The following is a 24,409-nucleotide window of genomic DNA, read 5'->3' as shown; positions in this document are numbered from 1 at the left end:
GTTCCTGGGCTGCGTGGCGCAGAAATCCGGCACGATTTTGGCGCTCTATAGCAGCCGGTTGGCGCGATACCATGCCGCGGTGGCGGCGAGGCCGTCGGCGGTCGCGATCCGCGGGCGCCACAGCGCTTCGGGCGGCTGCGTATCGGGCGACGAAGTCCAGTCGGGATGCGCCATATAGGCGGCGCGGTCCGGGGTGAGCTTCGCCTTGTCCCCGCGCGCCAGCCGGTCGAGCCGCGCGCCCAGCCGCAGCACGCCGGCGGGAAGCGACAGCGGCAGCACGCGGCGGCCGACGGCGGTGCCGATCGCGCGCGCAAAGCCGGTGTGCGTCCAGGCGCCGGGCGTGCCGTCGTCCGGTTCGTAGATCGCGCGGCCGGTGTCCTGCCCCGCCAGCGCCAGCAGCAGCCGGGCGAGGTCGTCGACATGGATCAGCGACAGCCGGCCGGCCGGCGGCATCGGCAACACGCCAAACCGCGCGGCGCGGAACAGCTCCAGCATCTCCAGGTCGCCGGGGCCATAGACGGCGGGCGGGCGCACCATCGTCCAGGCGAGCGGGGAGGCGCGCACCGCATCCTCGGCCCCGGCCTTGGAGCGGCCATATTGCGAGAGGCCCGGCTCGCGCGCGGCGAGCGAGGAGACGTGGACGAAGCGTCCGACGCCGGCGGCTTCGGCCGCGGCGAGCACCGCGCGGGTGCCGTCGATGTTGCCGCGGGTGAAGCCCTCCGGCGTCGGCGCGTTCACCACGCCGGCGATGTGGATCACCGCGTCGGCGCCGCGCACCAGATCGGCGAGCGCGTCCGGCGTGTCGAGTGCCCCCTGGACCCAGGTGACGCCCGCCTGCGGAGGCTGCGGCCGGCGGGTGAGCGCGCGCACGCTGTGCCCGGCCTCCAGCGCTAGCGCGAGCGTCCGGCGGCCGACGAAGCCGGTGGCGCCGGTGATCGCGAGGACGCTCATGCGACCACCATGTGGTTGCGGTGGACCAGCGCGGCGCGCGGTGCGTGGCCGAGGATCGCGTCGAGTTCGTCGCTGCGGCGGCCGACGATGCGCACCGCCTCCTCCGCGTCATATTCGCTGAGGCCCCGTGCGACCGGCTGGCCGGCTTCGTCCAGGATCATCACCAGGTCGCCGCGCGCGAACCGTCCTTCGACGCGGGTGGCACCGGCCGGCAGCAGGCTGCGCCCGTCCTGGAGCGCGCGCGCCGCACCGGCGTCGATGTGGATGGTCCCGCAGGCGACGAGGCGCCCTTGCAGCCATGCCTTGCGTGCGGGCTGGGCGGGGCGGGCGACGAACACGGTGCCGCGGCCGGTGTCGGCAAAGCGGGAGAGCGGGCGATCGACACGGCCCGAGGCGATGGCGAGGTGCGCGCCGGCGGCGGTCGCGATCCTGGCTGCCTGGACCTTCGACACCATGCCGCCCGATCCCATGCCGGAGGCGGAGCGGCTGTCGGCCATCGCCTCCACCGCCGCGTCGATGCGCTCGACCCGCTCGATGAAGCGGGCATCCGGATCATGGGTGGGATTGCGGTCGTAGAGCCCGTCGATGTCGGACAGCAGCACCACGCCGTCGGCCCCCGCCGCCTGGCCGACGCGCGCGGCGAGCCGGTCGTTGTCGCCGAAGCGGATCTCTTCCGTGGCGACACTGTCGTTCTCGTTGACCACCGGCACGACGCCTAGCGTCAGCAGCCGGCCGAGCGTGGCGGCGACGTTCAGGTAGCGGCGGCGCTGCTCCAGGTCGTCCAGCGTCACCAGCAGCTGTGCGGCGGTGAGGCCTCGGTCGGCCAGCAGCTCGGCCCAGGCGCCCGAAAGCGCGATCTGCCCGGTGGCAGCGGCCGCCTGCGCATCCTCCAGGCTGGCACGGCCGCCCTTGGGCAGCCCCAGCCGGCGCGCACCGAGCGCGATCGCGCCGGAGGAGACGACGATCACCTGCTGGCCGGCGGCGTGACGCTCGGCGATGTCCTCGACCAGGCCGCCCAACCAGTCGCGCCGGATCGCGCCGCCGGCGTCGACCAGCAGCGCGGAGCCGACCTTGACCACCAGGCGCGGGCAGGCGGCGGGGGCGAACAGCGACATGGGGCTAGGCCGCCTGCCTCAGATCGGCGACCATTCGATCGGATCCTCGCCCTCGTCGCTGTCGTCGACCTGCGGGTTTTCCGGATCCATCAGCTCGATCAGCTGGTCGAGCACCCAGTCGACGCCGACGCCGCTGGCACCCGACATCGGGATCACCGGCGCGCCGCTCGCCTCTTCCAGCTCAGCCGAAAGGGCGGCGATGAGTTCGTCGTCCAGCGTGTCGATCTTGTTGAGCACGACGATCACGCGCTTGTCGGTCAGGCCCGCGCCGTAATTCTCGAGCTCCGCGCGCACGATCCGATAGCTCTCGGCCACGTCGGCGTCATTGGCGTCGACCAGGTGCAGCAGCACGCGGCAGCGCTCGATGTGCCCCAGGAAGCGGTCGCCGATGCCGGCGCCTTCGGCCGCACCCTCGATCAGGCCGGGGATGTCGGCGATCACGAACTCGCGCATCTTGTGGCTGACCACGCCCAGCTGCGGGCGGGTGGTGGTAAAGGCATAGGCGCCCACCTTGGCCTGGGCGTTGGTCACGGCGTTGATGAAGGTCGACTTGCCTGCGTTGGGCAGGCCCACCAGCCCGACGTCGGCGAGCAGCTTCAGGCGTAGCCACACCCAGGCTTCGTCGCCCGGCCAGCCGGTGCCGTGCTGGCGCGGCGCGCGGTTGGTCGAGGTCTTGTAGCTGGCGTTGCCGCGGCCACCGTCGCCACCGCGCAGGAACACCTCGCGCTGGCCGGCGCGGGTGAAGTCGAGCAGCACGGTTTCCTTGTCCTCGGCGAGGACCTGGGTTCCCACCGGCACCTGGATGACCAGATCGTCCCCGCCGCCGCCGGTCTTGTTCGAGCCCGAACCGCCCTTGCCGCGCGGTGCCCGGAAATGCTGGGTGTAGCGAAAGTCGATCAGCGTGTTGAGGCCGGGAACGGCTTCGAACACGATGTCGCCGCCCTTGCCGCCATCGCCGCCGTCCGGGCCGCCATACTCGATGTATTTTTCGCGGCGGAAGCCGACGGCACCCGGGCCGCCCGTTCCGGAGCGGACAAAAATCTTGGCTTGGTCGAGAAAATGCATGGAAGCCGCTTTACGTGCGCGCGGGGCTTTTATCCACCGCCCTCGTGCAGGTCGGCATAGGAGGACAGCAGCCGCTGCCGGGCGAGCGTGCGGGCGCGGTCGCGCGGCAGGCCCAGCGCCTTGGCCATGGCGCCGCCGAGCAGCGCGTCGCCGAGCGCGATCAGGACGAGGTGCAGCGTCTCGTCCGCGAGCGGCAGGTCGCCGAGGCCGGAGTCGGTTGCGAGTTCGTCCACCAGGCGATGGATCGCATCCAGCACCGGATCGAGCAGCTGGTGGTTGCCCGACAGGATCATCCAGCTGGCGAGCGCGCCCGCACCCTGGTGCCCGAACGCGTCAAAGGTGAGGTCCACCACTTCGCTCGGATCGCCCTTGCTGCGCGCGCGCAGCGCCGCGGCGGCGATTTCGGCGGTGATGGTCGCGGCCATGCGTTCGGCCAGCGCCTCCTGCAGCCCGGCGGCCGAGCCGAAATGGTGGAGCAGGTTCGCATGGGTGCGGCCGATCCGCGCGGCGACGGCCTTCAGCGTCACGCTCTGCGGGCCGCTTTCGACCAGCAGCGCGCGGGCGGCCTCGAGCGCTGCATCCCGCGACTCTGCCGAAGATAGGCGCCGGCGCGTTATTGACATGAATGTAAGTAGTTCATAGCTCCAGAATGACTGGAGGAATTTCATGGCGAAGGCAAAGACTCCTGCGGACCTCATGATCACGCCGCGCGACCTGCGCTTCGGGCGTGGGCAGGCGCGGCGGCGCTGGTGGCTGAACGACGATCCGGTGGCGACCGCGCTGTTCAACGCGCTGTCGGTCACCTTCCCCAAGGGCGAGGCGTTCTTCATCGAAAGCGTGCGGCGGTTCCGGGAGGGCGTGTCGCCGCGGCTCGCCGACGAGATCGCCGCGTTCGTCCGGCAGGAGGCGATTCACACCCGCGAGCATGTCGCCTTCAACCGCCACGTCGCCGAGCAGGGCTATGACGTGTCGCGGCTGGAAGCACGGGTGGACGAGGAACTGGCGATCGCCCGCGCGCGCCCGCCGATCGTCTCGCTGGCGGCGACCCTGTGCCTGGAGCATTTCACCGCCATCCTGGCGCACGCGATCCTGGCCGATCCGCGCCATCTGGAGGGCGGTGACCAGAGTGCGGCCGACCTGTGGCGCTGGCACGCGATCGAGGAGATCGAGCACAAGGGCGTCGCCTATGACGTGTGGATGCACGCCACCCGCGACTGGAGCCGCTGGCGGCGCTGGGTGGTGAAGGCGCATGCGATGCTGATCGTCACCGCCCGCTTCCTGAGCGGCCGCACCCGCGGCATCCTCGACCTCTTGGAGCAGGACGGGCTCACCGGGCCCCGCGTGAAGTGGCGGCTGTTCCGCTATGCGTTCGGACGGCCCGGCGTGGCGCGCAGCCTGGTGCGGCCGTGGATCGCCTTCTTCCTGCCGGGCTTCCACCCCTGGAACCACGACGACCGCGCGCTGATCAACAAGGCGGACAGCGAGTTCGCGGCCGCGCGGCTGGCGGTGGCGTAGGGGGCGCACGCCCGCCCCTTCATCTCCAGCCCGTTTGTCTCGAGTAGGGATCGAGCTTGTCGAGAGCCCGTATCGAGAGAGCCGCAACGGCCGACCTCTCGATACGCCGTCTCGACAAGCTCGACGGCTACTCGAGGCAAACGGGTGGGGAGGGGATCCGGAGCAAGGGGGACGGACAAGACGCCCTGCTTGCCTCCCCCCACTGGAACCCCATCGCCCGATGCGGCATGGCGGGCCCATGCGCACCATCTCGCACGATGTCGCCGTCCGGCTCTACCACCTCGATGACGAGGGCGGCGTGGCCACCACCATCCTCTACGGCACGCTGGCCGAGGCGCTGGCGCGCGCGGCGGCCGAGCCGGAGGAGGTCCAGGCCGGCCTCTACCTCCAGACCAGCAACGACGTGGTGTCGTACCTGGATTACTGCGAGGGCTGAGGCGCGCCCATGCACCTGATCGCCGAGGCCATCCTGCTGTCCGTGCGCGGGCATGGCGAGCATGGCGCGGTGGTGCGGGCGCTGACCGAACGCGCCGGGGTGCAGCCGGGCTATGTCCGCGGCGGACGCTCGCGGGCGCTGCGGCCGGTGCTCCAGCCGGCGAACCTCGTGCGCGGCGAATGGCGCGCGCGCACCGAGGAGCAGCTGGCGGCGCTGACGGTCGAGCTGGTCCACAGCCGCGCGCCGTTGTTCGCCGAGCCGCTCGCGGCCGCCGCGATCGAATGGGCATGCGCGCTCACCGCCACCGCCTTGCCGGACGGGCTGCCCTATCCGCGGCTGCACGCGGCGCTCTCGGCGGTGCTCGACGCGGTGGAGGCGGCGCCGGCGGCGCGGGGCTGGGCGGCGGCGCTCGCCCGCTACGAACTGCTGGTGCTGGCGGAGCTCGGCTTCGGCCTCGACCTGGAGCGCTGCGTCGCCACCGGCGTGGACGAGGACCTCGCCTTTGTGAGCCCCAAGAGTGGCGGCGCCGTCAGCCGCGCCGCGGCCTCAGGCTATGAAACCCGGCTGCTCCCGCTGCCCGCCTTCCTGCGCGAAGGCGGCGAGGCGGATTGGCCCCAGCTGTTCGACGCGCTGCGGCTGACCGGCCATTTCCTGGAGCGCGACGTGCTGGTCGGGCGCGGGGCGGAGGCGCTGGCGGCGCGGCAGCGGCTGGTCGAAAGGCTGAAAAGGGCGGTTGCGTGAGCGAGGCGGGCGGGGCAATTCGCGAAACCCAGCCGAAGGGAATGGAATGTCGCTGATCGCCTTGTTGCCCGGAGACGGGATCGGACCCGAAGTTGTCACCCAAGCCCGCCGCGTGCTCGAGGCCTTGTCGCTCGACCTGGTGTTCGAGGAAGCGCCCGTCGGCGGCGCCGCCTATCTGCAGGAGGGGCATCCGCTGCCCGCAGCCACGCTGGCGCTCGCCAAGCGCGCCGACGCGGTGCTGTTCGGCGCGGTCGGCGATCCGCGCTTCGATGCGGTCGAGCGTGCGTTCCGGCCCGAGCAGGCGATCCTGGGGCTGCGCCGCGAGCTGGGGCTGTTCGCCAACCTGCGCCCGGCCAAGCTGTTTCCGGGGCTGGAGGACGCTTCCGCGCTCAAGCCCGAGGTTGCGGGCGCGATCGACATGGTGATCGTGCGCGAGCTCAACGGCGACGTTTATTTCGGCGAAAAGGGCCGGCGCACGACGCTCGAAGGTCTGCGCGAAGGCTATGACCTGATGAGCTACGACGAACGCGAGGTGGAGCGGATCGCCCGCGTCGGCTTCGAGACCGCGCGTGTGCGAAGCAAGCGCCTGTGCTCGGTCGACAAGGCCAATGTGCTGGAAACCAGCCAGCTGTGGCGCGACGTCGTCAACAGCGTCGCCACCGAATATCCCGACGTGCACCTCACCCACATGTACGTCGACAACGCCGCCATGCAGCTGGTGCGCAACCCCGGCCAGTTCGACGTGATCGTCACCGGCAACCTGTTTGGCGACATCCTGTCCGACCAGGCGAGCATGTGCGCGGGCTCGATCGGCATGCTGCCCTCGGCCGCCCTCGATACGGGCAAGAAGGGCCTGTACGAGCCGATCCACGGCTCCGCGCCCGACATCGCTGGCCAGGGCAAGGCCAATCCGTGCGCGACGATCCTGTCGGCGGCGATGATGCTGCGCTACTCGCTCGACGACGAAGCTTCGGCCGAGCGGATCGAGCGCGCGGTAGAGGGGGCGCTGACCGCGGGCGTACGGACGCCCGACCTGGGCGGCACCGCCACCACCGCCGAAATGGCCGACGCGGTCCTGGCTCGGCTGGCGTGAACCCGGCGCTCGCGCTCGCGGTCGTCGTCCCGGTCTTCAACGAGCGCGCCAATGTGGCGCTGCTCGTGGAGAAGCTGGCGGCGGCGCTCGCGGGCCGGGCGTGGGAGGTGATCTTCGTCGACGACGACAGCCCGGACGGCACGGCCGAGGTCGCGCGCGCCCTGGCGGCGACCGACCCCCGGGTGCGGGTGATCCAGCGGATCGGCCGGCGCGGCCTGTCGACCGCGTGCATCGAGGGGATGTGCGCCACCGCCGCCCCGGTGGTGGCGGTGATCGACGGCGACCTCCAGCATGACGAGACGCTGCTCCCGCGCATGCTCGACGCGCTGGAGGGCGACGCGGACCTCGACCTGGTGATCGGCTCGCGCTTCGTGGACGGCGGCGGCACCGGGGAGTGGGACGCCGACCGCGTCGCCAAGTCCGCCTTCGCCACCAGGCTGTCGCGCCGGCTGCTGAAGGCCGATCTGTCGGACCCGATGAGCGGATTCTTCGCGATCCGCACGCCACTGGTGCGTGCGCTGGTGCCGTCGCTGTCGGGGATCGGCTTCAAGATCCTGCTCGACATCGTGACGGCAAGCCCGCGGCCCCTGCGGTTCGTGGAGCTGCCCTATGTGTTCCGCACGCGCGTAGCCGGCGAGAGCAAGCTCGACCATGTCGTGGCGCTCGAGTATCTGATCGCGCTCTACGACCGCATGTTCGGGCGGATCGTGCCCGTGCGCTTCGTGCTGTTCTCCGCGATCGGCGCGGCGGGCGCGGCGGTGCACCTGGGGCTGCTGGCCCTGCTGCTCGAACTCGCGCCGATCGGCTTCGTCGCCGCGACCATCCTCGCCACCGTCGCCGCGATGACGTTCAACTTCTTCCTCAACAACGCGCTCACCTATCGCGACCGCCGGCTGAAGGGCGCGCGGGCGCTGCTCGACGGCTGGGTGTCCTTCTGCCTCGTGTGCTCGGTGGGGGCCGTGGCCAACGTCGGCGTCGCCGCGTTCCTCTACGACGTGCGGGGCGGGGCCTGGGCGGTGCCGGCGCTCGCGGGCGTGCTGGTGGGCGCGGTGTGGAACTTCGCCCTGTCGAGCCGCTTCACCTGGGGACGCTATGGCCGCAGGGCGGCGGCGTGAGGCATCGGTCGGATTGACATCCCTCCTTTCCCGTTTGTCTCGAGTAGGGATCGAGCTTGTCGAGAGCCCGTATCGAGAGAGCCGCAACCGCTGACCTCTCGATACGCCATCTCGACAAGCTCGATGGCTACTCGAGGCGAACGGATAAGGCGAAAGGGCGCAACGCCTGCGCTGAACGTCGCTTCACCGCCAGCTGTCGAACCACATCCACCGGTTGAACGCGCCCGGACCGTCCAGCGGTGCCGCGCTCAGGATCGGCCAGAAGTGGAAGAAGGCGAACAGCGCCGCGAACAGGAAGATCTCGTCCAGGTAGCGGCGCCGGCTCTGCGGAAAGGCGTGAAAGGCCGCGGCGATCGCCACGCACAGGAAGATTCCCGACAGGTGGTAGTAATAGAAGAAGCCGAGCGACTTGGGGATCGCCGCCCAGATCGCCAGCGAGGCCACCCACAGCAGCCCCGCGCCGCCGATCGCGGCCGAGCGCCGCCGCAGCCCCGCCCATAGGCAGGCCGCCACCGCGACCAGGCCACCGTACCAGATCACCGGATTGCCGATCAGCAGCACGCCGCGCTGCACGCCCCCGTCGGGCTCGTAGAAATACCAGATCGGGCGGATCAGCAGCGGCCAGCTCCACCAGTCCGACTGATAGGGATGCGGCGGCAGCAGCTGCGTCTGGCGCTCGTACATATAGTGCTGGAACGGGATCAGCTCGCCCAGCGTCATCGGATCGAGGCGGTAGAAGAAGGCCGGCAGGAAGGTGAGGAAATAGGTGGCGATGCTCACCAGCCCCAGCACCAGCACGGCGGCGAACCCGTTGACGCCGGAGAAATAGCGGTCGCGGTCGCGCCACTTGGTCCAGAGGATCAGCAGGCAGGCAAAGGCGACATAGGGCGCCGCCACCCATTTGGTGCCGACCGACAGGCCGAACAGCACCGCCGACAGCAGCAGCCGCGGCCACACGCGTCCGCGGGGGCCACGCATCGCCCACAGCAGCGACGCGATCGCGCAGGTGACGAACGCGCCGAGGAACCCCTCCAGCATCGCGATCCGCGCCTGGATATAGACGGTCTGGTTGAGCAGCACGAACGCGGCGCCCAGCACCGCGATGCGGGCGCGGCCGAACAGCAGCCACAGGATGGCGAACACGCCCAGCACGGTTGCCGTGCCCGCCAGCGTCGACAGCGCCCGCCACCCGATCGGGTTGTCGCCGAACAGATGGATGCCGAGACCAATCAGCTCCTTTGCGACCAGCGGATGTTCGGTATTGGCCGGCTCCGCGAGCGCCCACAGGGTTCGTGCGGCCGGGACATAATGGACCTCGTCGAAGGTCAGCACCGACGGGGCACCCAGTCGATAGCAGAACAGCAGCTGCGCGGCCGCGCCGATCAGCAGGGCCAGGGTCCACGGGCGATCGCGCAGGCGGGAGAGCATGGCCGTGCTGATAGGTTGGAAGCGCCGCCGGGGATAGGGCGCGCAGCGTAGGCGCCGTACCGCCGCGGCGGAGCATCGGGCCTGCCCCAAGTGCTTGCACGGCCAGCCTCAAGGGAGCAAAGCGAGCGCCATGAAGCGTACCACCGGACAAGACCGCACGATCACCCGCAACTGGCGCCCGGCGACGCAGGCCGTGCGTGGCGGCACCGCCCGCAGCGAGTTCGGCGAAACCTCCGAGGCGTTGTTCCTCACCTCGGGCTATTGCTACGACAAGGCAGGCGACGCCGCCGCGCGCTTTGCCGGCGAGCAGCAGGGGATGACCTATTCCCGCCTCCAGAACCCGACCGTGGAGATGCTGGAGGAGCGGATCGCGCTCTTGGAAGGCGCCGAGGCGTGCCGGACGATGGCGTCGGGCATGGCGGCGATGACCGCGGCGCTGCTCTGCCAGCTCCAGCAAGGCGACCATGTCGTCGCCGGCCGGGCGCTGTTCGGGTCATGCCGCTGGCTGACCGACACGCTGCTGCCCAAGTTCGGCATCGAAACCACCGTGGTCGACGCGCGCGACGCGCAGCAGTTCGCCGACGCCGCGCGGCCCAACACCAAGGTGTTCTTCTTCGAAACGCCGTCCAACCCCACGATGGACGTGGTCGACCTGAAGGCGGTGTGCGGCATCGCGCGCGAGCGCGGCATCGTCTCGGTCGTGGACAATGCGTTCGCCACGCCGGCGCTGCAGCGGCCGATGGAGTTCGGCGCCGACGTCGTCGCCTATTCCGCGACCAAGATGATGGACGGGCAGGGTCGTGTGCTCGCCGGTGCGGTGACCGGCAGCAGTGCCTTTATCAACGACGTGCTGCTGCCCTTCACCCGCAACACCGGCCCGACGCTGTCGGCGTTCAACGCGTGGGTGGTGCTCAAGGGCCTGGAGACGCTCGACCTGCGCATCCGCCGCCAGAGCGAGAATGCGCTCGCGGTCGGCCACTTCCTGGAAACGCGCGTGCCGCGGATCAACCATCCCGGCCTGCCGAGCCATCCGCAGCATGCGCTGGCGATGGCGCAGATGGATGCGGCCGGTCCGATCTTCTCGTTCGAGGTCGATGGCGGGCGCACCCAGGCGCACGCGCTGCTCGACGCGCTGGCCCTCATCGACATCAGCAACAACATCGGCGATTCGCGCTCACTGATGACGCATCCGGCCTCCACCACCCATGCGAGCGTCGCCGAGGACAAGCGCGTCGAGATGGGCATCGGCGAGGGCCTGTTGCGCCTCAACGTCGGGCTGGAAGACCCGCAGGACCTGATCGAGGATCTCGACCAGGCGCTCACCGCGGCGGGGCTGTGAAGGCGTTCTTCCCCTATGTGGCCGAGACGCGCGGGATCACCGTGCGCGTCTCCGTCAGCTATCTGGCGGAACAGTCGGAGCCGGCGCAGGCGCGCTGGTTCTGGGCCTATCACATCCGCATCGAGAACAACGGCGAGCGCGCCGTCCAGCTGCTGACCCGCCACTGGGTCATCACCGACGGCCGTGGCGAACGGCACAGCGTCGAGGGCGAGGGCGTCGTCGGCGAGCAGCCGCTGATCCTTCCCGGCGCCAGTTACGACTATGTGTCGGGCTGCCCGCTCACCACTTCCACCGGATCGATGCAGGGCAGCTATCATATGCTCGACACCGAAGGCGCCGCGTTCGACGTGGTCATTCCGAAGTTTGCGCTGACCGCACCGGCGGTGGGCGCGTGAAGCGGACGCACCTGCCGCTGAACGGCCTGCGCGTGCTCGACGCGGCCGCGCGCCACCTGTCCTTCACCCGCGCGGCGGACGAGCTGGCGGTGACGCCGGCGGCCGTCGGGCAGCAGGTTCGCGCGCTGGAGGACACGCTGGGCGTGGTGCTGTTCCGCCGCACCACCAAGGGGCTGGAGCTCACGCCGGAGGGCGAGGCGGGCCTCGCGGCGCTGCGCGATGGTTTCCTCCAGTTCGAGGAAGCGGTGCGCGCCATGCAGGCGGGCCAGTCGTCCAAGTCGTTGACCATCGCTGCGCCGCGTGACCTCACCCAGAAGTGGCTGATGCCCAAGCTCGCGGAGATTGCGCGCGTCGACCGCGAGCTCCGCTTCGTACTGGTCGCCGCCGACGATGCCGTCGAGTTCACCGAGGCGAACCTCGATCTCGCGATCCGCTGGGGCGAGGGGCCGGGCGTCCACGAGGGCGAGGCGCTGGAGTCCGAGGGGCTGGTGACGGTGGCCGCCCCCGGATCCGCCACCGACACGGTGATCGGCTGGCCGGGCTGCCCGGGTGGCGAGGCGCAGGCGCTGGTGCAGGTCGCCGATGCTGGCCTCGCGATCGACGCGGCGGCCGCCGGTCTGGGGCGTGCGACCGTGCCCGAGCTGCTCGCGCGCGCCGATCTCGCCGCCGGCCGGGTGGTGGCACTCGGGGAGGCGCAGGTGGGGCGGGAGGGCTATTGGCTGGTCGCCCCGCTGCCGCAATGGCGCCAGAAGAAGGTCCGGGCATTGGTCGAGGCGCTCGGCGCGTGAACCCGGTGCCGGCGGCACTGCCGGTGCTGGCGACGCCGCGGCTGCGGCTGCGCGCGCTCGAAGCCGCCGATGCGGAGGCGCTGCACCCGACGCTCTCCGATCCCGCCAGCATGACCTGGTGGTCGCATCCGCCGATGGAGAGCCTGGCGGCGACGCGCGCGCACCTGGAGCGCAACGCCGCCTCCTCCGATTGGCGCAACTGGGTGTTCGTGCCGCGCGAAGGCGGGTCGGCGATCGGCTTCGTCGCGGTGGGCGAGAAGCGCAACGGCGCGTGCGAGCTCGGCTACATGATCGCCCGCGAACATCGGGGCTCGGGACTGGCGCGCGAGGCGGTGTCGGCCGTGCTCGACCACCTCTTCGCCGCCGAGGGCCGCCGCCGGGTGTTCGCCGATACCGACCCCGACAACTTGGCCTCGCGCGCGCTGCTGGAACGCCTGGGCTTCACCCTGGAAGGCCGCCTGCGCGCCGAATGGGAAACCCACATCGGCATCCGCGACAGCCTGATCTACGGCCTGCTGCGCGACGAGTGGCTGGACGCCCGCCCGCGCTGAGGCGCCCGGCTACAGCGTGCTCAGGTCGATCTCGCCATTGCGGTCCAGCCAGTTGTCGGCCGGCGGCATCGGGTACTTCAGCCCCGTCGCGCAGTTGAACAGCACCGTGCGCTCCTCGGGATCGACCAGCCCGTCGGCGAGTGCCTGGCGTAGGCGGCAAGCGTCGCGCCGCCCTCCGGACAGAGCAGCAGGCCGTCCTTGCGCGCGGCCTCGTCCACCGCAGCGAGGATCGCAGGGTCGCCGACCGCAAGCGCCCGGCCGCCCGACTCGCGCACCGCCCGCAGGATCAGGAAGTCGCCTACCGCGCGCGGGACGCGGATGCCGGCGGCGACGGTGGCGGCATCCTCCCAGCGCTCGGCATGTTCCTCGCCCGCCTCGAACGCGCGCACGATCGGCGCGCAGCCGGATGCCTGCACGGCGTACATGCGCGGGCGCTTCGACCCGATCCAGCCGAGCCGCTCCATCTCGTCGAACGCCTTCCACATGCCGATCAGGCCGGTGCCGCCGCCGGTGGGGTAGAAGATCGCGTCGGGGAGCTCCCAGCCGAACTGGGCGGCGAGCTCCAGACCCATCGTCTTCTTGCCCTCGATCCGGTACGGCTCCTTGAGCGTCGAGAAGTCGAACCAGCGGCCCTCGGCGGCTCCGCGCGCGACGATCGCGCCGCACTCGTCGATCTGGCCGTTGACCCGCCAGACGCGCGCGCCCTGCGCGGCGATCTCGCGGACGTTCACCTCCGGCGTCTCCTCCGGGCAGAGCACCACCGTCTCGATGCCGCAGCGCGCGGCATAGGCAGCAAGCGCCGCGCCCGCATTGCCGTTGGTCGGCATCGCGATGCGGGTGACGCCCAGCTCGCGCGCCATCGCCACCGCCATCACCAGCCCGCGCGCCTTGAACGAGCCGGTGGGAAGCCGCCCCTCGTCCTTGACGATCGCGCCCGGGCCGCCCGAGCGCGGGATCGGCACCAGCGGCGTCTCGATCTCGCCCAGCGATACGATGCTCTCGGTCCGTCGGACTGGCAGCAGCTCGCGCCAGCGCCATAGGTCGGTCGGCCGCGCGGCGATCGCGTCCCGCGACACCGCCCGCCCGAGCGCCGCCAGGTCGTAGCGGACGAGCAGCGGCCGCCCCACCCGGGAGAGGCCATGCAGCCGGTCGGCTTCATAGCGCTCGCCCGTCATTGAGCATTCGAGGTGGCTGACGAAGGTCGGCCGATCGCGGTGCAGATTCTCGTTCACACCGCCTGCTTAGACCGCGTGCCGCCGCGCTGTCACGCACCCGGGGGCGGGCCGCCGCACACGACTCGCCCCTCGTCGATCAGGCCGCGAGCGGCGGTGCGTCGCGGGGATCGGGCAAGGCCGGATCGCCCGCGAGCCCGCGCGAATACTGCAGGGCGGGCACCTCGCCGCCGCGCGCGCGACAATGGGCGAGGGCCTGCTCACCGGTCGGGCGGAAGCCCAGCTTGCGCAGCACCCGCCCGGAGGCGGGATTGTCGACGAAGTGGTAGGCAGAAACCTCGGGAATCCGCAGCGTGTCGGCGATCGCAAGCACGGCCCGCGCCGCCTCGGTCGCATAGCCGCGGCCCCAGGCATCGGGCGTGATCCAGTAGCCGAGCTCGTGCGCGCCCGCGTCGCTCCGGTGGAGGCCGGCGCCGCCCACCAGCCGGATGCCGTCGCCCTCGTGTGCGAACACCAGCAGCGAAGGGGTGCGCGGGGCCTGCGGCATGCGCAGGAATGCCTCGGCATCGCCCAGCGCATAGGGCCAGGGCATGCGGCTGGTGTTGCGCGCGACGGCTTCGTGGCCCGCGGCGCGGGCGAGCTGAGGCGCATCCTCGACCCAGCCGGGCCGCAGCGTCAGGCGTTCGGTACGGGCGAACATGTCCGCTCTCCTCTTGCGCGGGCGCCTACGCCGTCATGATGACAGCGGCGCGACCGTTTCGGGCAGAGGGAGCAATAAAAAAGGGAGCCGGGGCGGACCCGTCTCCCTTGTTGGCTGGTCCCGCTGGCTGCGGGACCCGGGTCGCCCTGGTGGGCAACCCGGTTGGTTGCCCTATTTATTCAGCCGCAATCGCCGGCATGTCGACCGAGCAGAATTTACGGCCAAGCTTGCCCTCGCGGAACGACACGCGGCCGTCGACGAGCGCGAACAGGGTATGATCCTTGCCCATGCCGACGTTGGTGCCCGGGTAGAACTTGGTCCCGCGCTGGCGCACGATAATGTTGCCCGCGACCACTTCCTGGCCACCGAACTTCTTCACGCCAAGGCGACGGCCGGCCGAATCACGACCGTTGCGCGACGAACCGCCTGCTTTCTTATGTGCCATGGTTCAAACTCCTCGTGTTCGCGCTCAGGCGGCTGCGCTGTCGTCAGCGCGGCTGTCGCCGATCGCGGTGATCTTCAGGATGGTGTGCTGCTGGCGATGGCCGTTCTTGCGGCGATAGTTGTGGCGGCGACGCTTCTTGAAAACGATCACCTTCTCACCCTTCGCCTGGGCGACGATCTCGGCGGAGACCGTGAGGCCCTCGACCGACTTCAGCTCGCTGCCCTCGCCGGCGAGCAGAACGTCGCCCAGGGTCACGTTGCTGCCGGCGTCGCCGTCCAGCTTCTCAACGACGATCTTGTCTCCGGCGGCGACGCGATACTGCTTGCCGCCCGTGCGCACGACTGCGAACATGGCCCTCATCACTTCCCAAAAGCATGTGCCCGCGCAGGGAAGCCCGGCGCAGGAGAGAGGGCGAGCTAGGCGAGCCCGGCCGTCGTGTCAAGGCGGAATGCCCGCAAGGGGCCGTGCAGGAGGGGCGCAGGCCGGGCGGGAGGGGGCGGTTAGCGCCGCCTGCGGGCGGAGACAAGCCCTGCGCGACTCGGGCGCGAATCACTCGGGAATGGAGTCGCTTCCCGTGGTCGCCGGCTGGGCCGGGTCGTAGCGTGCCGGGGAAGCGGAAGAAGGGGGCGCGGATGGGTGCGGGCGATCTGGTGGCGGCGGTGCTGGTCCGATGGCGGCTGGTGGTGCTGGTCGCGGCGGCGGTGCTGCTGCTGGTCGCCGGCTGGACGCTCGCCCAGCCGCGACTCTACCGCGCCTCGGCATCGGTGCTGTTCAACGTCGCCCAGTCCGATCCCGAAAGCATGGCCGGCGATGCGCCGCAAAGCAGCAACGCCCTGCTCGCCACCCAGGGGGACGTGCTTCGCAGTGCCCGGGTCGCGCACGACGTGGCGGTTCGGCTCGGCGGCGGCGCAGCGGGTGCCGGGGCGGACGGCGCCGGGCTGGAGCGGGTGGCGGCGGCGCTGCGCGCGAAGGTCAGCGTCACCAATGCCAAGGCCAGCAACGTGATGGTCGTCAATGCCGAGGATCGCGATCCGGAGCGGGCGGCGCGCATCGCCAACGCCTTTGCCGAATCCTACCTCGCGCAGGTGCCGCAGCTGCGGGCGGTCGCCGCCCAGGGCTATTCGAGCTGGCTGGAACGCCGCACCCGCGACGTGCGCGGGCGACTCGAACGCGCGCAGGAGGCGCTGGCGCGCTATCAGCGGGAGCGGGGGCTGGTCGGTGCCGGCCGGTTCGATCTGGATGCGGAATCGCTCCGCACCTTGAATGCCGAACTCGCCCAGGCGGAGGGAGCCGCCGCCGAAGCGCAGTCGCGCGCCGGCTCGCGTAGCGTGCCGGAGGTGGCGTCCGACATGGCGGTGCAGCAGCTGCGCACCAGCGTCGCCACCCAGGCGGCGCGCGTCGCCGAACTCTCCCGCACGCTGGGACCGAGCCATCCGGACATGCAGGCTGCCACCGCGCAGCTGGCGGCCCTCCAGGGCCAGCTGTCCGCCGCGATCGGCAGTGCGGCCGAATCGGTCCAGGCCGCCAGCACCGCGTCGCGCCGGCGCGAGGCGAGCATTCGCGCCCGTCTCGCGGCGCGGGAGCAGGCGATGATCGCGGGCTCCGACGACCAGAACCGACTGACCGTCCTCCAGCGCGACGTCGACGCGGCACAGCAGATCTACGACCAGATGCGCCGCGAGATCGGGCAGCAGTTCGTGCGCAGCCAGGCGAGCCAGGCCAATGCCAGCCTGCTCGATCGCGCCGACCCGCCGCGCCTGCCCTACAAGCCCAACCTCCCGCTGATGCTGGTGCTGGGAACGGTGCTGGGCATCGCCGTCGGGCTCGCCTCGGTCATGGGGCTCGAGTTCCTGGAGCCGCGGGTGCGCACGGATCATGGCGTCGAGCTGGCAACCGGTGCGCCGGTGATCGCACTGGGCTGAGGTAGAAGTAGCCCCGGGGTGACGTGGGTGTTCGACTCGAGGTTTTCGTGCGGAGGTCCTGCGTCCCGGCCAAGCAGGAGGCGCGACGCAGCGGAGGAGCGCAGCCGAGTCCGGCTCCTTGTATAGTCGCTTTCGCGCCCGAGCCTCTATGCGCCGCGCGTCCCGTACTCCCGCGGAAGCGGGAGCTTAGGGTTCGAGGCCCCTTGACCGCTGTCTCCCTTCGTTTCCGGAGCTCGCCGCAGGGTGCTGGTGCCTGGAGTGTTAGGGAGCCCATTACCTCCTGGTGTGCCCATGCCCGGCAGTTGATCCCTGAACCTGCGCGGCTCTCACTGGCAATCATCCTGCCCTTCGCGGCCGAGTGCCTCTTCGCCATCATTCGTGAATCATGGACGGCTTCGTTGGGGTAAAAGTCGGTTACTGTATCGCGCGAACGTAGATGCGCGGGCGCTGCATGAGACCGCTCGTTTCAACCACTTCTGACACGACTGCGTCGCCATTCGAGTCTCGCACGCGCAGCACGCCAGCCGCAGGTCACGGCAAGCCGCCGATCAAAGCATCTCTTTTGGCCCCCGAAGTTATCGTTTGTGGTTTCCGCTGCTTTCGAGCCCCTCCTAAAGTTCCGCTTCTACCCGCCCAAGATCTCTCCGGGACGGACGGAGTAAATGGGGCAATTCGCCATTGTATGGCCCGGAACGTTCTGCCAACTCCGGGTCATGAACGCCTCTTCGCCCATTCGCCGGCCGTCCGGGTCCAGCCTCACGCACCTCCAGCGGCTCGAGGCAGAGAGCATCCACATCCTGCGCGAAGTGGTGGCGGAGGCAGAGCGGCCGGTGATGCTCTATTCGGTGGGCAAGGATTCGGCCGTCATGCTGCACCTCGCCAAGAAGGCGTTCTTCCCTGCGCCGCCGCCGTTCCCGCTGCTCCATGTCGACACCACCTGGAAATTCCGGGCGATGTACGACCTGCGTGACAAGGCCGCGGCGGATGCCGGCATGGAGTTGCTGGTCCACCATAATCCGGACGCGATGGCGCGCGGGATCAACCCGTTCGACCACGGCAGCCTGCACACGGATCTGTGGAAGACGGAGGGGCTGAAGCAGGCGCTCGACAAATACGGCTTCGACGCGGCGTTCGGCGGCGCCCGCCGGGACGAAGAGAAGAGCCGCGCCAAGGAGCGCGTGTTCAGCTTCCGCTCGGGGAGCCACCGCTGGGACCCTAAGGCGCAGCGGCCTGAACTCTGGCGCCTCTACAACGCGCGCAAGGCCAAGGGGGAGTCGATCCGCGTCTTTCCGCTCTCCAACTGGACCGAGCTCGACATCTGGCAATATATCCTCGCCGAGGGGATCGAGATCGTGCCGCTCTACTTCGCCGCACCCCGGCCCACGGTGGAGCGCGACGGCATGCTGCTGATGGTGGACGACGAGCGCTTTCCGTTGCGGCCGGGCGAGACTCCCGTCGAACGCTCCATCCGTTTCCGCACGCTCGGCTGCTACCCGCTGACCGGCGCGGTGGAGAGCGAGGCGGCGACCCTGTCGGAAGTAATCCAGGAGATGCTGCTCACCACCACCTCCGAGCGCCAGGGCCGCGCCATTGACAAGGACGAAGGCGGCGCCGGCATGGAGAAGAAGAAGCAGGAGGGCTATTTCTGATGCGGGTCGCGTCCCTTCTCTCCTGCCACCCTGGACCTGTTTCCGGGTTCCTTCCTCCCCGCGCACCGACGCTGCCTGCGGCGCGGTGGATGCTGAAACACGTTCAGCATGACGAGGCCTGCTGATGTCCGTGCTCGACGATCCGATCTACAAGACCGACGCCCTCATCGCCGAGGACATCGACGCCTATCTGGAGGCGCACCAGAACAAGACGCTGCTGCGCTTCATCACCTGCGGGTCGGTGGACGACGGCAAGTCGACGCTCATCGGCCGGCTCCTCTATGATTCGAAGATGATCTTCGAGGATCAGCTCGCGGCGCTGGAGAACGACAGCCGGCGCATCGGCACCCAGGGCCAGAACATCGACTTCGCGCTGCTGGTCGACGGCCTGGCCGCGGAGCGCGAGCAGGGCATCACGATCGACGTCGCCTACCGCTTCTTCGCGACGGAAAAGCGCAAGTTCATCGTCGCCGACACACCCGGCCATGAGCAGTACACGCGCAACATGGTCACCGGGGCCTCCACGGCCGATCTGGCGGTGATCCTGATCGACGGGCGCAAGGGCGTGCTCACCCAGACCCGCCGCCACAGCTATCTCGCCCACCTGATCGGCATCCGTCACATCGTGCTGGCGGTGAACAAGATGGACCTGGTCGGCTATGATGCCGATCGGTTCGCGGAGATCGTCGCCGACTATCGCGCCTTCGCGAGCTCGATCGGCATCGAGGACTTCACCGCCATCCCCATCTCGGGCCTGGGCGGCGACAACATCGCCAGCCGCTCGGACCAGACGCCCTGGTACCAGGGGCCGACGCTGATCGAGCATCTGGAGACGGTCGAGGTCGACCTTGCCGCCGACCGGCGCCGCCCGTTCCGCATGCCGGTGCAGTGGGTCAACCGCCCCAACCTCGACTTCCGCGGCTTTGCCGGCCTGATCGCCAGCGGCACCGTAAAGCCGGGTGATGCGGTGCGCGTGCTGCCTTCCGGCCGCACCTCCACCATCGCCCGCATCGTCACCCTGGACGGCGACCTGGAGGAGGCCGGCGCCGGCCAATCCGTCACCCTCACGCTCGCCGACGAGATCGACTGCTCGCGCGGCGACGTGCTGGTGGCGGCCGACGCGCCGCCGCAGGTTGCCGACCAGTTCCAGGCGACGATCGTGTGGATGGATGCGGAGGATCTGCTCCCCGGCCGCGGCTATTGGATGAAGATCGGCACCCGCACCGTCAGCGCGACGGTGCAACCGCCCAAGCATGCCGTCGACGTGAACACGATGGCCGAGTTGTCGGTGAAGACGCTGGGCCTCAACGACATCGGCGTGGCGGAGGTCTATACCGACCGCGGCATCGCGTTCGAGCCCTATGCCGACAGCCGCGACCTCGGCGGCTTCATCCTGATCGACAAGCTGACCAACGCGACCGTCGCCGCGGGCATGCTGCAGTTCGCGCTCCGCCGCAGCCAGAACGTGCATTGGCAGGCGGTCGAGATCACCCGCGAGGCGCACGCCGCCCAGAAGCACCAGGCGCCCAAGGTGCTGTGGTTCACGGGCCTGTCCGGATCGGGCAAGTCGACCATCGCCAACCTGGTCGAAAAGCGGCTGCATGCGCTTGGCAAGCACAGCTTCCTGCTCGACGGCGACAACATCCGCCACGGGCTCAACAAGGACCTCGGCTTCACCGATGCCGACCGCGTCGAGAACGTCCGCCGCGTGGGCGAGGTCGCCAAGCTGATGGCCGACGCCGGCCTGATCGTGCTCACCGCCTTCATCTCGCCGTTCCGGGCCGAACGCGAGCTGGTGCGCGGCATGCTGCCCGAGGGCGAGTTCGTCGAGGTGTTCATCGACACGCCACTTGAAGTGGCCGAGGCCCGCGACGTGAAGGGCCTCTACCGCAAGGCGCGCGCCGGCGAGCTCAAGAACTTCACCGGCATCGACAGCCCCTATGAGTCGCCCGAAACGCCCGACATCCATGTCGACACCACGCGGGAGACGCCGGAAGCCGCTGCGGAACGGATCGTCGCACAGCTGCTCGGCACCGCAGCGTGACGACGCTGGCGGAGGACGCCGCGCTCGCGCGCCGCGTTGCCGAGAGTGCCGGCCGGCTCTTGATGGAAATCCGCGGCTCCGGCCTGTTCGCGGGCAAGGCGCTGGGCAAGGCGGGCGATTGCGTCGCCAACCGCTTCATCCTGGAGGCGCTGGCGCAGGCGCGCCCCGACGACGCGATCCTTTCCGAAGAGGAGCAGGACGACGCTGCGCGGCTCTCGGCGGAGCGCGTGTGGATCGTCGATCCGCTCGACGGCACCCGGGAGTATAGCGAGGGGCGCAGCGACTGGGCGGTGCATGTGGCGCTGTCGGTCGGCGGCCGGGCCGCGGCAGGCGCCGTTGCGCTGCCGGCGCTCGGCGTGACGCTGGCGTCGGATACGCCGCCGGTCCTCCCGCCGCCACACCGCGGCGCACAACGCATGCTGGTGAGCCGCAGCCGTCCGGCCGAACAGGCCGTCGCCGTCGCGCAGGCGATCGGCGCCGAACTCATCGCGATGGGATCGGCCGGGGCGAAGGCGATGGCAGTGGTTCGCGGTGAGGCGGACATCTACCTCCACACCGGCGGCCAGTATGAATGGGACAATTGCGCGCCCGTCGCCGTCGCCGCTGCGGCCGGGCTGCACGTCAGCCGCATCGACGGCCAGCCGCTCGTCTACAATTGCGCCAACCCCTACCTCCCCGACCTGCTGATCTGCCGGCCGGAAGCCGCGCCCCGCCTGCTCGCGCTGGTCGCCGAGCGGTCGGCCTAGCCGCCGCAGCGGGGGGCGATGGACCTGTACAATGTGATCGCCGGCCTGGGTGTCGGGCTGCTCGTCGGCGTGACCGGCGTGGGCGGCGGATCGCTGATGGCACCCATCCTGATCCTGCTGCTGGGGGTGACGCCGATCACCGCGGTCGGCACCGACCTGTGGTTCGCCGCGATCACCAAGTCGGTCGGCGGCTTCATCCATCATCGCCACCGCGGCACCGACGGCGGCCCGGACTTTCAGGTCGTGCGCCGGCTGTGCCTCGGTAGCCTTCCTGCCGCCGGGCTTACCCTGTGGGTGCTCGCGCGGACCGACACCCATGCGATCAAGGGCGGGCTGATCCTGCACGCGCTGGGCGTGGTGCTGCTGCTGACGGCGGGGGCGACGCTGCTGCGCCCGCGGCTGCAACGGGCGGCGATCCGCTTCCGCGCGCGCTCCGCCGCCCGCTTCCACCACCTCCAGCCGCCGCTGACGGTGCTCGCGGGGGCGCTACTGGGGGTGATGGTGACGCTCACCTCGGTGGGGGCCGGCGCGCTCGGCGCCGTCATCCTGTTCGGCCTCTACCCGCTGCGCCTCACCACGCGAAAGCTGGTGGCGACCGACATCGTCCACGCCGTGCCGCTGACCTTGGTCGCGGGGCTGGGTCACCTTTCGCTCGGGAACGTCGACGCGCCGCTGCTCGGCGGGCTGCTGGTGGGCTCGATCCCCGGCATCATCGCCGGCTCGCTGTTCGCGTCCCGCGCCTCCGATCGCGTCCTTCGCCCCACCCTCGCGCTGGTGCTGGTGGTCACCGGGCTGCGCTTGCTGGCCTGACCGCGTTCGAGCGCTTGACCCGGCCGCTGCCGCGGGACAGGTTGATGCAGGTTTAGAGGAGTGGGTCCGCATGGGGGTCGACACCTACGGCAGGAGCGCGCGCCAGCGGCTGCGCTACGCCAATGTCGCCATCGCGCTGCACTGGGCGATCGCCGCGCTGATCCTCTACAATCTCACCTCCGGGCTGCTGCGGCCGGTGCTGCCTCGCGGCTTCTTCGCCTTCCACGTATCGTCCGGGATCTCGATCCTGGTGCTGACGCTGGTCCTTGTCGGCTGGCGGCTCACCCACCGACCGCCGCCCTTCCTGCCCATGGCGCGGTGGGAGAAGGGGCTCGCCAAGGCTGTCCACTTCCTGCTCTACGCCGCCATGGTGCTGATGCCCTTCTCCGGCTGGGCGATGATCTCGGCCAATCCGCCGGCCGACTCGGCCGGTGCGGCCTGGGCGGCCGAGAACCCGCCCGGGGCGCCCCCTGCACCCACGCTCAAGCCCGACACGACCTCCCGCGGCGGCCCTGCGGGAGAGGGCAAGGGCGGCGGGCTGCCTCCACGCAAGCGCGGCCCGACCGAAATCTGGGGCCTGTTCCCGCTGCCGATGATCGGCCCGGTCCAGGAACTCGGCCGCACGCCCGCTGGGGTGCCGGAGCAGCGCACCGTGCATGAACGCATCGAGACCTTCCACGCCATCGGCGCCTGGATCCTGCTCGCGCTGCTGCTGCTCCACGTCGCCGGCGCCCTCAAGCACCAGTTCGTCGATCGCCAGCGCGAGCTCGCTCGCATGGGGCTGGGCCGGCCCGAGCCGCGCTAGACCTCGTACAGCATGTAGGGCTTGCCGAACTGCTCGGTCAGCACGAACTGCGCGACGTTGTGGACGGGGATGCCGCGCCGGGTGCGCCCCTCATAGCTGCCGCGGTGCGCATGGCCGTGCAGCACCAGCCGGACGTTGTCGAAGCGGTCGACCGCATCAGCCAGGCGCGACGAGCCCAGGAACGGCCAGATCTCCTTGGGCTCCCCTTCCACGGTAGCAGCCACGGGAGAGTAGTGGAGCAGCGCCACCGCGCGGTCGGTGCGCAGCGTCCGCAGCGCATTCTCCAGCTTGCGTGCCTCGGCGAGCGATTCATCGACGATGTCTTTGATCGCCTTTTCGCCGAAGGCGCCCAGTTCGGCGCGATCGAAGCCGCCGACGAAGCCCTTCACGCCCGCAAAGCCGACCCCGGCGATCTCCACCGCCTGCTCGTCGAGCACTGTCACGCCCGCGCCCTGGAGGATGCGCACCACCTCCTCGGGCTGTCCGCACTCGTAATCATGGTTGCCGAGCACCGCGACGACCGGGATCGTGCAGTAGCGCAGGTCCTCGGCCAGATTCTCGGCCTCGCGGGTCCGACCGAAGTTGGTGAGATCGCCCGTCAGCGCCAGCACGTCGGCCTTTTCGGAAATCTCCGCAAACAGGTCACGGTAGCGGTTTGCGTCGGCGTCGTTGACGTGCAGGTCGCCGGTCGCGGCCAGGACGATGCGCTCAGGCTTTTCGCTCATGCTGCTCCTCAAGTCCCTTGCCGACCACGTCGGCGAAGCCCCAATCACAGATGTCGATGAGGTAGTCGCGCGGGCTCAGCAGCCGGCCGCGGCACACCTTCACATTGGCCGGCGGCAGGTCCGCCTGCAGCCGCGCGCGCTCCATCAGTTCGTCGAACAGCCAGCGCGGCACGCAGTCGCGCTCGGTCGGGTAGATGAAGCGGAAGTTGAGCAGGTGGATCAGCAGCACTTCCCACTGCAGCTCCATGGTGGCCAGCAGCCGCTTCCAATCGATCTCGTCGTGCTTCTTCAGGATGACGTGCGCGACGTCGGCACCGTCGTAGCGATAGCGATCCTGGATGAAGAGCTTTGACAGGATGAACTCGGTCGGCGGCGTCACCGGCACCGTGCTGCCGTAGATCTCCACCTCATAGGTGTCGCGGAACCAGTCCTCGGTCACGGGGATGCTGGCCGAGGACAGGTTGTAGATCACGTCGAAGAAATGCTCGCCCTGCCAGACCTTGCCGATCCAGCGATCGTCCTCGACCTCGATCTCGTAGCCATGCTGCTTGAACCAGGCGAGCAGCCGCGGCGCGTCACCCGCCTTGCAGAACACGTCCATGTCCTTGGTCGGGCGGATGATTCCGGTGTGACAGCTGAGCGCATAGGTGCCGGACAGCAGATAGGGCACGCCCGACTCGCCCAGCAGCCGGAGCGAGTCGGTGTAGAAGCCTTGCGAATGGGGCGGAGGATCGAACGCGGACGCATCCAGCACCGGGGGTGTGTCGGTCATGCGCACGCGGTTTCCTTCCCTGATCTGCCGGGGGGGTGGCAGGACGGAAACAACGGGCTGCCGGGACAAGCGTTCCGGATGGCGCCA

At 70.0% G+C, this 24,409-nt stretch carries 25 protein-coding genes and 1 pseudogene; 15 read left to right on the top strand and 11 right to left on the bottom strand.

What is annotated here, in order from left to right:
- Window positions 1-45: 45 nt before the first annotated feature.
- The 4 genes from ABDZ92_RS02190 to ABDZ92_RS02175 are packed head-to-tail and all read right to left on the bottom strand — an operon-like array spanning window position 46 to window position 3,754.
- The gene (locus ABDZ92_RS02190; RefSeq protein ID WP_125958998.1) at window positions 46-951 is read right to left on the bottom strand and encodes an SDR family oxidoreductase; all 906 of its coding nucleotides are present in this window, start codon (window positions 949-951) and stop codon (window positions 46-48) included.
- A complete protein-coding gene (gene proB, locus ABDZ92_RS02185) occupies window positions 948-2,066 on the bottom strand; it encodes a glutamate 5-kinase (protein ID WP_125958997.1) in 1,119 nt (372 codons plus the stop codon). Before proB ends, ABDZ92_RS02190 begins: the two co-directional genes overlap by 4 nt.
- An 18-nt stretch (window positions 2,067-2,084) precedes the next feature.
- Window positions 2,085-3,131, bottom strand: a complete 1,047-nt coding sequence (gene obgE / locus ABDZ92_RS02180; protein ID WP_125958996.1) for a GTPase ObgE — start codon at window positions 3,129-3,131, stop codon at window positions 2,085-2,087.
- Window positions 3,132-3,160: 29 nt separating this feature from the next.
- Window positions 3,161-3,754 (bottom strand): TetR/AcrR family transcriptional regulator, encoded by a 594-nt coding sequence (locus tag ABDZ92_RS02175; RefSeq protein ID WP_125958995.1) that lies wholly within the window; start codon window positions 3,752-3,754, stop codon window positions 3,161-3,163.
- Window positions 3,755-3,797: 43 nt separating this feature from the next.
- Between ABDZ92_RS02175 and ABDZ92_RS02170 the strand changes: the two genes are divergently transcribed.
- The 5 genes from ABDZ92_RS02170 (at window position 3,798) to ABDZ92_RS02150 (ending at window position 8,031) form a co-directional block, all read left to right on the top strand.
- Window positions 3,798-4,646, top strand: coding sequence for a metal-dependent hydrolase (locus ABDZ92_RS02170; protein ID WP_125958994.1), 849 nt, complete (start codon window positions 3,798-3,800; stop codon window positions 4,644-4,646).
- Window positions 4,647-4,884: 238 nt separating this feature from the next.
- Window positions 4,885-5,082, top strand: coding sequence for a hypothetical protein (locus ABDZ92_RS02165; protein ID WP_125958993.1), 198 nt, complete (start codon window positions 4,885-4,887; stop codon window positions 5,080-5,082).
- 9 nt (window positions 5,083-5,091) lie between these two features.
- The gene (recO, locus tag ABDZ92_RS02160) at window positions 5,092-5,823 is read left to right on the top strand and encodes a DNA repair protein RecO (RefSeq protein ID WP_125958992.1); all 732 of its coding nucleotides are present in this window, start codon (window positions 5,092-5,094) and stop codon (window positions 5,821-5,823) included.
- Between the two features lie 46 nt (window positions 5,824-5,869).
- A complete protein-coding gene (gene leuB, locus ABDZ92_RS02155; RefSeq protein ID WP_125958991.1) occupies window positions 5,870-6,916 on the top strand; it encodes a 3-isopropylmalate dehydrogenase in 1,047 nt (348 codons plus the stop codon).
- A complete protein-coding gene (locus ABDZ92_RS02150) occupies window positions 6,913-8,031 on the top strand; it encodes a glycosyltransferase family 2 protein (protein WP_125958990.1) in 1,119 nt (372 codons plus the stop codon). The genes leuB and ABDZ92_RS02150 overlap by 4 nt, the downstream gene beginning before the upstream one ends.
- Before the next feature lie 183 nt (window positions 8,032-8,214).
- Here ABDZ92_RS02150 and ABDZ92_RS02145 read toward each other — a convergent pair whose 3' ends face one another.
- A complete protein-coding gene (locus ABDZ92_RS02145; protein WP_125958989.1) occupies window positions 8,215-9,459 on the bottom strand; it encodes a phospholipid carrier-dependent glycosyltransferase in 1,245 nt (414 codons plus the stop codon).
- 130 nt (window positions 9,460-9,589) lie between these two features.
- On the opposite strand from ABDZ92_RS02145, the gene ABDZ92_RS02140 reads away from it, so the two are divergent.
- From ABDZ92_RS02140 to ABDZ92_RS02125, 4 genes are read left to right on the top strand one after another with little or no spacing between them, the layout of a single operon-like run.
- Window positions 9,590-10,798 (top strand): trans-sulfuration enzyme family protein, encoded by a 1,209-nt coding sequence (locus ABDZ92_RS02140; protein WP_125958988.1) that lies wholly within the window; start codon window positions 9,590-9,592, stop codon window positions 10,796-10,798.
- The gene (gene apaG, locus ABDZ92_RS02135; RefSeq protein WP_125958987.1) at window positions 10,795-11,193 is read left to right on the top strand and encodes a Co2+/Mg2+ efflux protein ApaG; all 399 of its coding nucleotides are present in this window, start codon (window positions 10,795-10,797) and stop codon (window positions 11,191-11,193) included. The genes ABDZ92_RS02140 and apaG overlap by 4 nt, the downstream gene beginning before the upstream one ends.
- Window positions 11,190-11,981 (top strand): LysR family transcriptional regulator, encoded by a 792-nt coding sequence (locus tag ABDZ92_RS02130; protein WP_272695237.1) that lies wholly within the window; start codon window positions 11,190-11,192, stop codon window positions 11,979-11,981. Before apaG ends, ABDZ92_RS02130 begins: the two co-directional genes overlap by 4 nt.
- A complete protein-coding gene (locus ABDZ92_RS02125; RefSeq protein ID WP_241211688.1) occupies window positions 11,978-12,532 on the top strand; it encodes a GNAT family N-acetyltransferase in 555 nt (184 codons plus the stop codon). Before ABDZ92_RS02130 ends, ABDZ92_RS02125 begins: the two co-directional genes overlap by 4 nt.
- 9 nt (window positions 12,533-12,541) lie before the next feature.
- Here the strand turns inward: ABDZ92_RS02125 and ABDZ92_RS02120 are convergent.
- The 4 genes and pseudogenes from ABDZ92_RS02120 to rplU all read right to left on the bottom strand — a co-directional run bounded on the left by ABDZ92_RS02120 (window position 12,542) and on the right by rplU (window position 15,200).
- Window positions 12,542-13,764 (bottom strand): annotated as a pseudogene (locus ABDZ92_RS02120) (threonine synthase).
- Between the two features lie 79 nt (window positions 13,765-13,843).
- Window positions 13,844-14,404 carry a GNAT family N-acetyltransferase gene (locus ABDZ92_RS02115; RefSeq protein WP_125958984.1) on the bottom strand — a complete coding sequence of 187 codons (561 nt, stop codon included), beginning with the start codon at window positions 14,402-14,404 and terminating at the stop codon, window positions 13,844-13,846.
- A gap of 175 nt (window positions 14,405-14,579) precedes the next feature.
- Complete coding sequence (rpmA, locus tag ABDZ92_RS02110; protein ID WP_125958983.1) at window positions 14,580-14,849, bottom strand: 50S ribosomal protein L27; 270 nt, start codon at window positions 14,847-14,849, stop codon at window positions 14,580-14,582.
- A gap of 24 nt (window positions 14,850-14,873) precedes the next feature.
- Complete coding sequence (gene rplU, locus ABDZ92_RS02105) at window positions 14,874-15,200, bottom strand: 50S ribosomal protein L21 (protein WP_125958982.1); 327 nt, start codon at window positions 15,198-15,200, stop codon at window positions 14,874-14,876.
- Window positions 15,201-15,481: 281 nt separating this feature from the next.
- On the opposite strand from rplU, the gene ABDZ92_RS02100 reads away from it, so the two are divergent.
- The 6 genes from ABDZ92_RS02100 (at window position 15,482) to ABDZ92_RS02075 (ending at window position 22,825) form a co-directional block, all read left to right on the top strand.
- Window positions 15,482-16,771: a GumC family protein gene (locus tag ABDZ92_RS02100; protein ID WP_164521167.1), complete on the top strand. Its 1,290-nt coding sequence runs from the start codon at window positions 15,482-15,484 to the stop codon at window positions 16,769-16,771.
- Between the two features lie 713 nt (window positions 16,772-17,484).
- Complete coding sequence (gene cysD / locus ABDZ92_RS02095) at window positions 17,485-18,420, top strand: sulfate adenylyltransferase subunit CysD (RefSeq protein ID WP_125958980.1); 936 nt, start codon at window positions 17,485-17,487, stop codon at window positions 18,418-18,420.
- A gap of 124 nt (window positions 18,421-18,544) precedes the next feature.
- A complete protein-coding gene (gene cysN / locus ABDZ92_RS02090) occupies window positions 18,545-20,464 on the top strand; it encodes a sulfate adenylyltransferase subunit CysN (protein ID WP_125958979.1) in 1,920 nt (639 codons plus the stop codon).
- Window positions 20,461-21,210: a 3'(2'),5'-bisphosphate nucleotidase CysQ gene (locus tag ABDZ92_RS02085; protein ID WP_272695234.1), complete on the top strand. Its 750-nt coding sequence runs from the start codon at window positions 20,461-20,463 to the stop codon at window positions 21,208-21,210. The genes cysN and ABDZ92_RS02085 overlap by 4 nt, the downstream gene beginning before the upstream one ends.
- Window positions 21,211-21,228: 18 nt before the next feature.
- On the top strand, window positions 21,229-22,020 hold the full coding sequence (locus ABDZ92_RS02080; RefSeq protein ID WP_125958978.1) for a sulfite exporter TauE/SafE family protein: 792 nt from the start codon (window positions 21,229-21,231) through the stop codon (window positions 22,018-22,020).
- Between the two features lie 70 nt (window positions 22,021-22,090).
- Window positions 22,091-22,825 carry a cytochrome b gene (locus tag ABDZ92_RS02075; RefSeq protein WP_125958977.1) on the top strand — a complete coding sequence of 245 codons (735 nt, stop codon included), beginning with the start codon at window positions 22,091-22,093 and terminating at the stop codon, window positions 22,823-22,825.
- Here the strand turns inward: ABDZ92_RS02075 and ABDZ92_RS02070 are convergent.
- Window positions 22,822-23,550 carry a metallophosphoesterase family protein gene (locus ABDZ92_RS02070; RefSeq protein ID WP_125958976.1) on the bottom strand — a complete coding sequence of 243 codons (729 nt, stop codon included), beginning with the start codon at window positions 23,548-23,550 and terminating at the stop codon, window positions 22,822-22,824. The two genes, ABDZ92_RS02075 and ABDZ92_RS02070, sit on opposite strands and share 4 nt — an antisense overlap.
- The gene (locus ABDZ92_RS02065; RefSeq protein ID WP_125958975.1) at window positions 23,534-24,322 is read right to left on the bottom strand and encodes a nucleotidyltransferase family protein; all 789 of its coding nucleotides are present in this window, start codon (window positions 24,320-24,322) and stop codon (window positions 23,534-23,536) included. The genes ABDZ92_RS02070 and ABDZ92_RS02065 overlap by 17 nt, the downstream gene beginning before the upstream one ends.
- Window positions 24,323-24,409: the final 87 nt, after the last annotated feature.

The sequence above is a fragment of the Sphingomonas molluscorum genome (assembly GCF_039522995.1).
In the GTDB taxonomy this organism is placed as follows: Bacteria; Pseudomonadota; Alphaproteobacteria; order Sphingomonadales; family Sphingomonadaceae; genus Sphingomonas; species Sphingomonas molluscorum.
The sequence above is the reverse complement of the archived record's forward strand: the minus strand, read 5'-3'. Positions and strand labels throughout refer to the sequence as shown.

Coding starts and splice junctions, on each gene's coding strand:
- ABDZ92_RS02190 (WP_125958998.1), bottom strand. CDS start 951: ATGAGCGTCCTCGCGATCACCGGCGCCACCGGCTTCGTCGGCCGCCGG.
- ABDZ92_RS02100 (WP_164521167.1), top strand. CDS start 15,482: ATGGGTGCGGGCGATCTGGTGGCGGCGGTGCTGGTCCGATGGCGGCTG.
- cysD (WP_125958980.1), top strand. CDS start 17,485: ATGAACGCCTCTTCGCCCATTCGCCGGCCGTCCGGGTCCAGCCTCACG.
- ABDZ92_RS02145 (WP_125958989.1), bottom strand. CDS start 9,459: ATGCTCTCCCGCCTGCGCGATCGCCCGTGGACCCTGGCCCTGCTGATC.
- ABDZ92_RS02170 (WP_125958994.1), top strand. CDS start 3,798: ATGGCGAAGGCAAAGACTCCTGCGGACCTCATGATCACGCCGCGCGAC.
- ABDZ92_RS02070 (WP_125958976.1), bottom strand. CDS start 23,550: ATGAGCGAAAAGCCTGAGCGCATCGTCCTGGCCGCGACCGGCGACCTG.
- cysN (WP_125958979.1), top strand. CDS start 18,545: ATGTCCGTGCTCGACGATCCGATCTACAAGACCGACGCCCTCATCGCC.
- ABDZ92_RS02115 (WP_125958984.1), bottom strand. CDS start 14,404: ATGTTCGCCCGTACCGAACGCCTGACGCTGCGGCCCGGCTGGGTCGAG.
- ABDZ92_RS02080 (WP_125958978.1), top strand. CDS start 21,229: ATGGACCTGTACAATGTGATCGCCGGCCTGGGTGTCGGGCTGCTCGTC.
- obgE (WP_125958996.1), bottom strand. CDS start 3,131: ATGCATTTTCTCGACCAAGCCAAGATTTTTGTCCGCTCCGGAACGGGC.
- ABDZ92_RS02065 (WP_125958975.1), bottom strand. CDS start 24,322: ATGACCGACACACCCCCGGTGCTGGATGCGTCCGCGTTCGATCCTCCG.
- leuB (WP_125958991.1), top strand. CDS start 5,870: ATGTCGCTGATCGCCTTGTTGCCCGGAGACGGGATCGGACCCGAAGTT.
- rplU (WP_125958982.1), bottom strand. CDS start 15,200: ATGTTCGCAGTCGTGCGCACGGGCGGCAAGCAGTATCGCGTCGCCGCC.
- rpmA (WP_125958983.1), bottom strand. CDS start 14,849: ATGGCACATAAGAAAGCAGGCGGTTCGTCGCGCAACGGTCGTGATTCG.
- ABDZ92_RS02165 (WP_125958993.1), top strand. CDS start 4,885: ATGCGCACCATCTCGCACGATGTCGCCGTCCGGCTCTACCACCTCGAT.
- ABDZ92_RS02140 (WP_125958988.1), top strand. CDS start 9,590: ATGAAGCGTACCACCGGACAAGACCGCACGATCACCCGCAACTGGCGC.
- recO (WP_125958992.1), top strand. CDS start 5,092: ATGCACCTGATCGCCGAGGCCATCCTGCTGTCCGTGCGCGGGCATGGC.
- ABDZ92_RS02075 (WP_125958977.1), top strand. CDS start 22,091: ATGGGGGTCGACACCTACGGCAGGAGCGCGCGCCAGCGGCTGCGCTAC.
- ABDZ92_RS02175 (WP_125958995.1), bottom strand. CDS start 3,754: ATGTCAATAACGCGCCGGCGCCTATCTTCGGCAGAGTCGCGGGATGCA.
- proB (WP_125958997.1), bottom strand. CDS start 2,066: ATGTCGCTGTTCGCCCCCGCCGCCTGCCCGCGCCTGGTGGTCAAGGTC.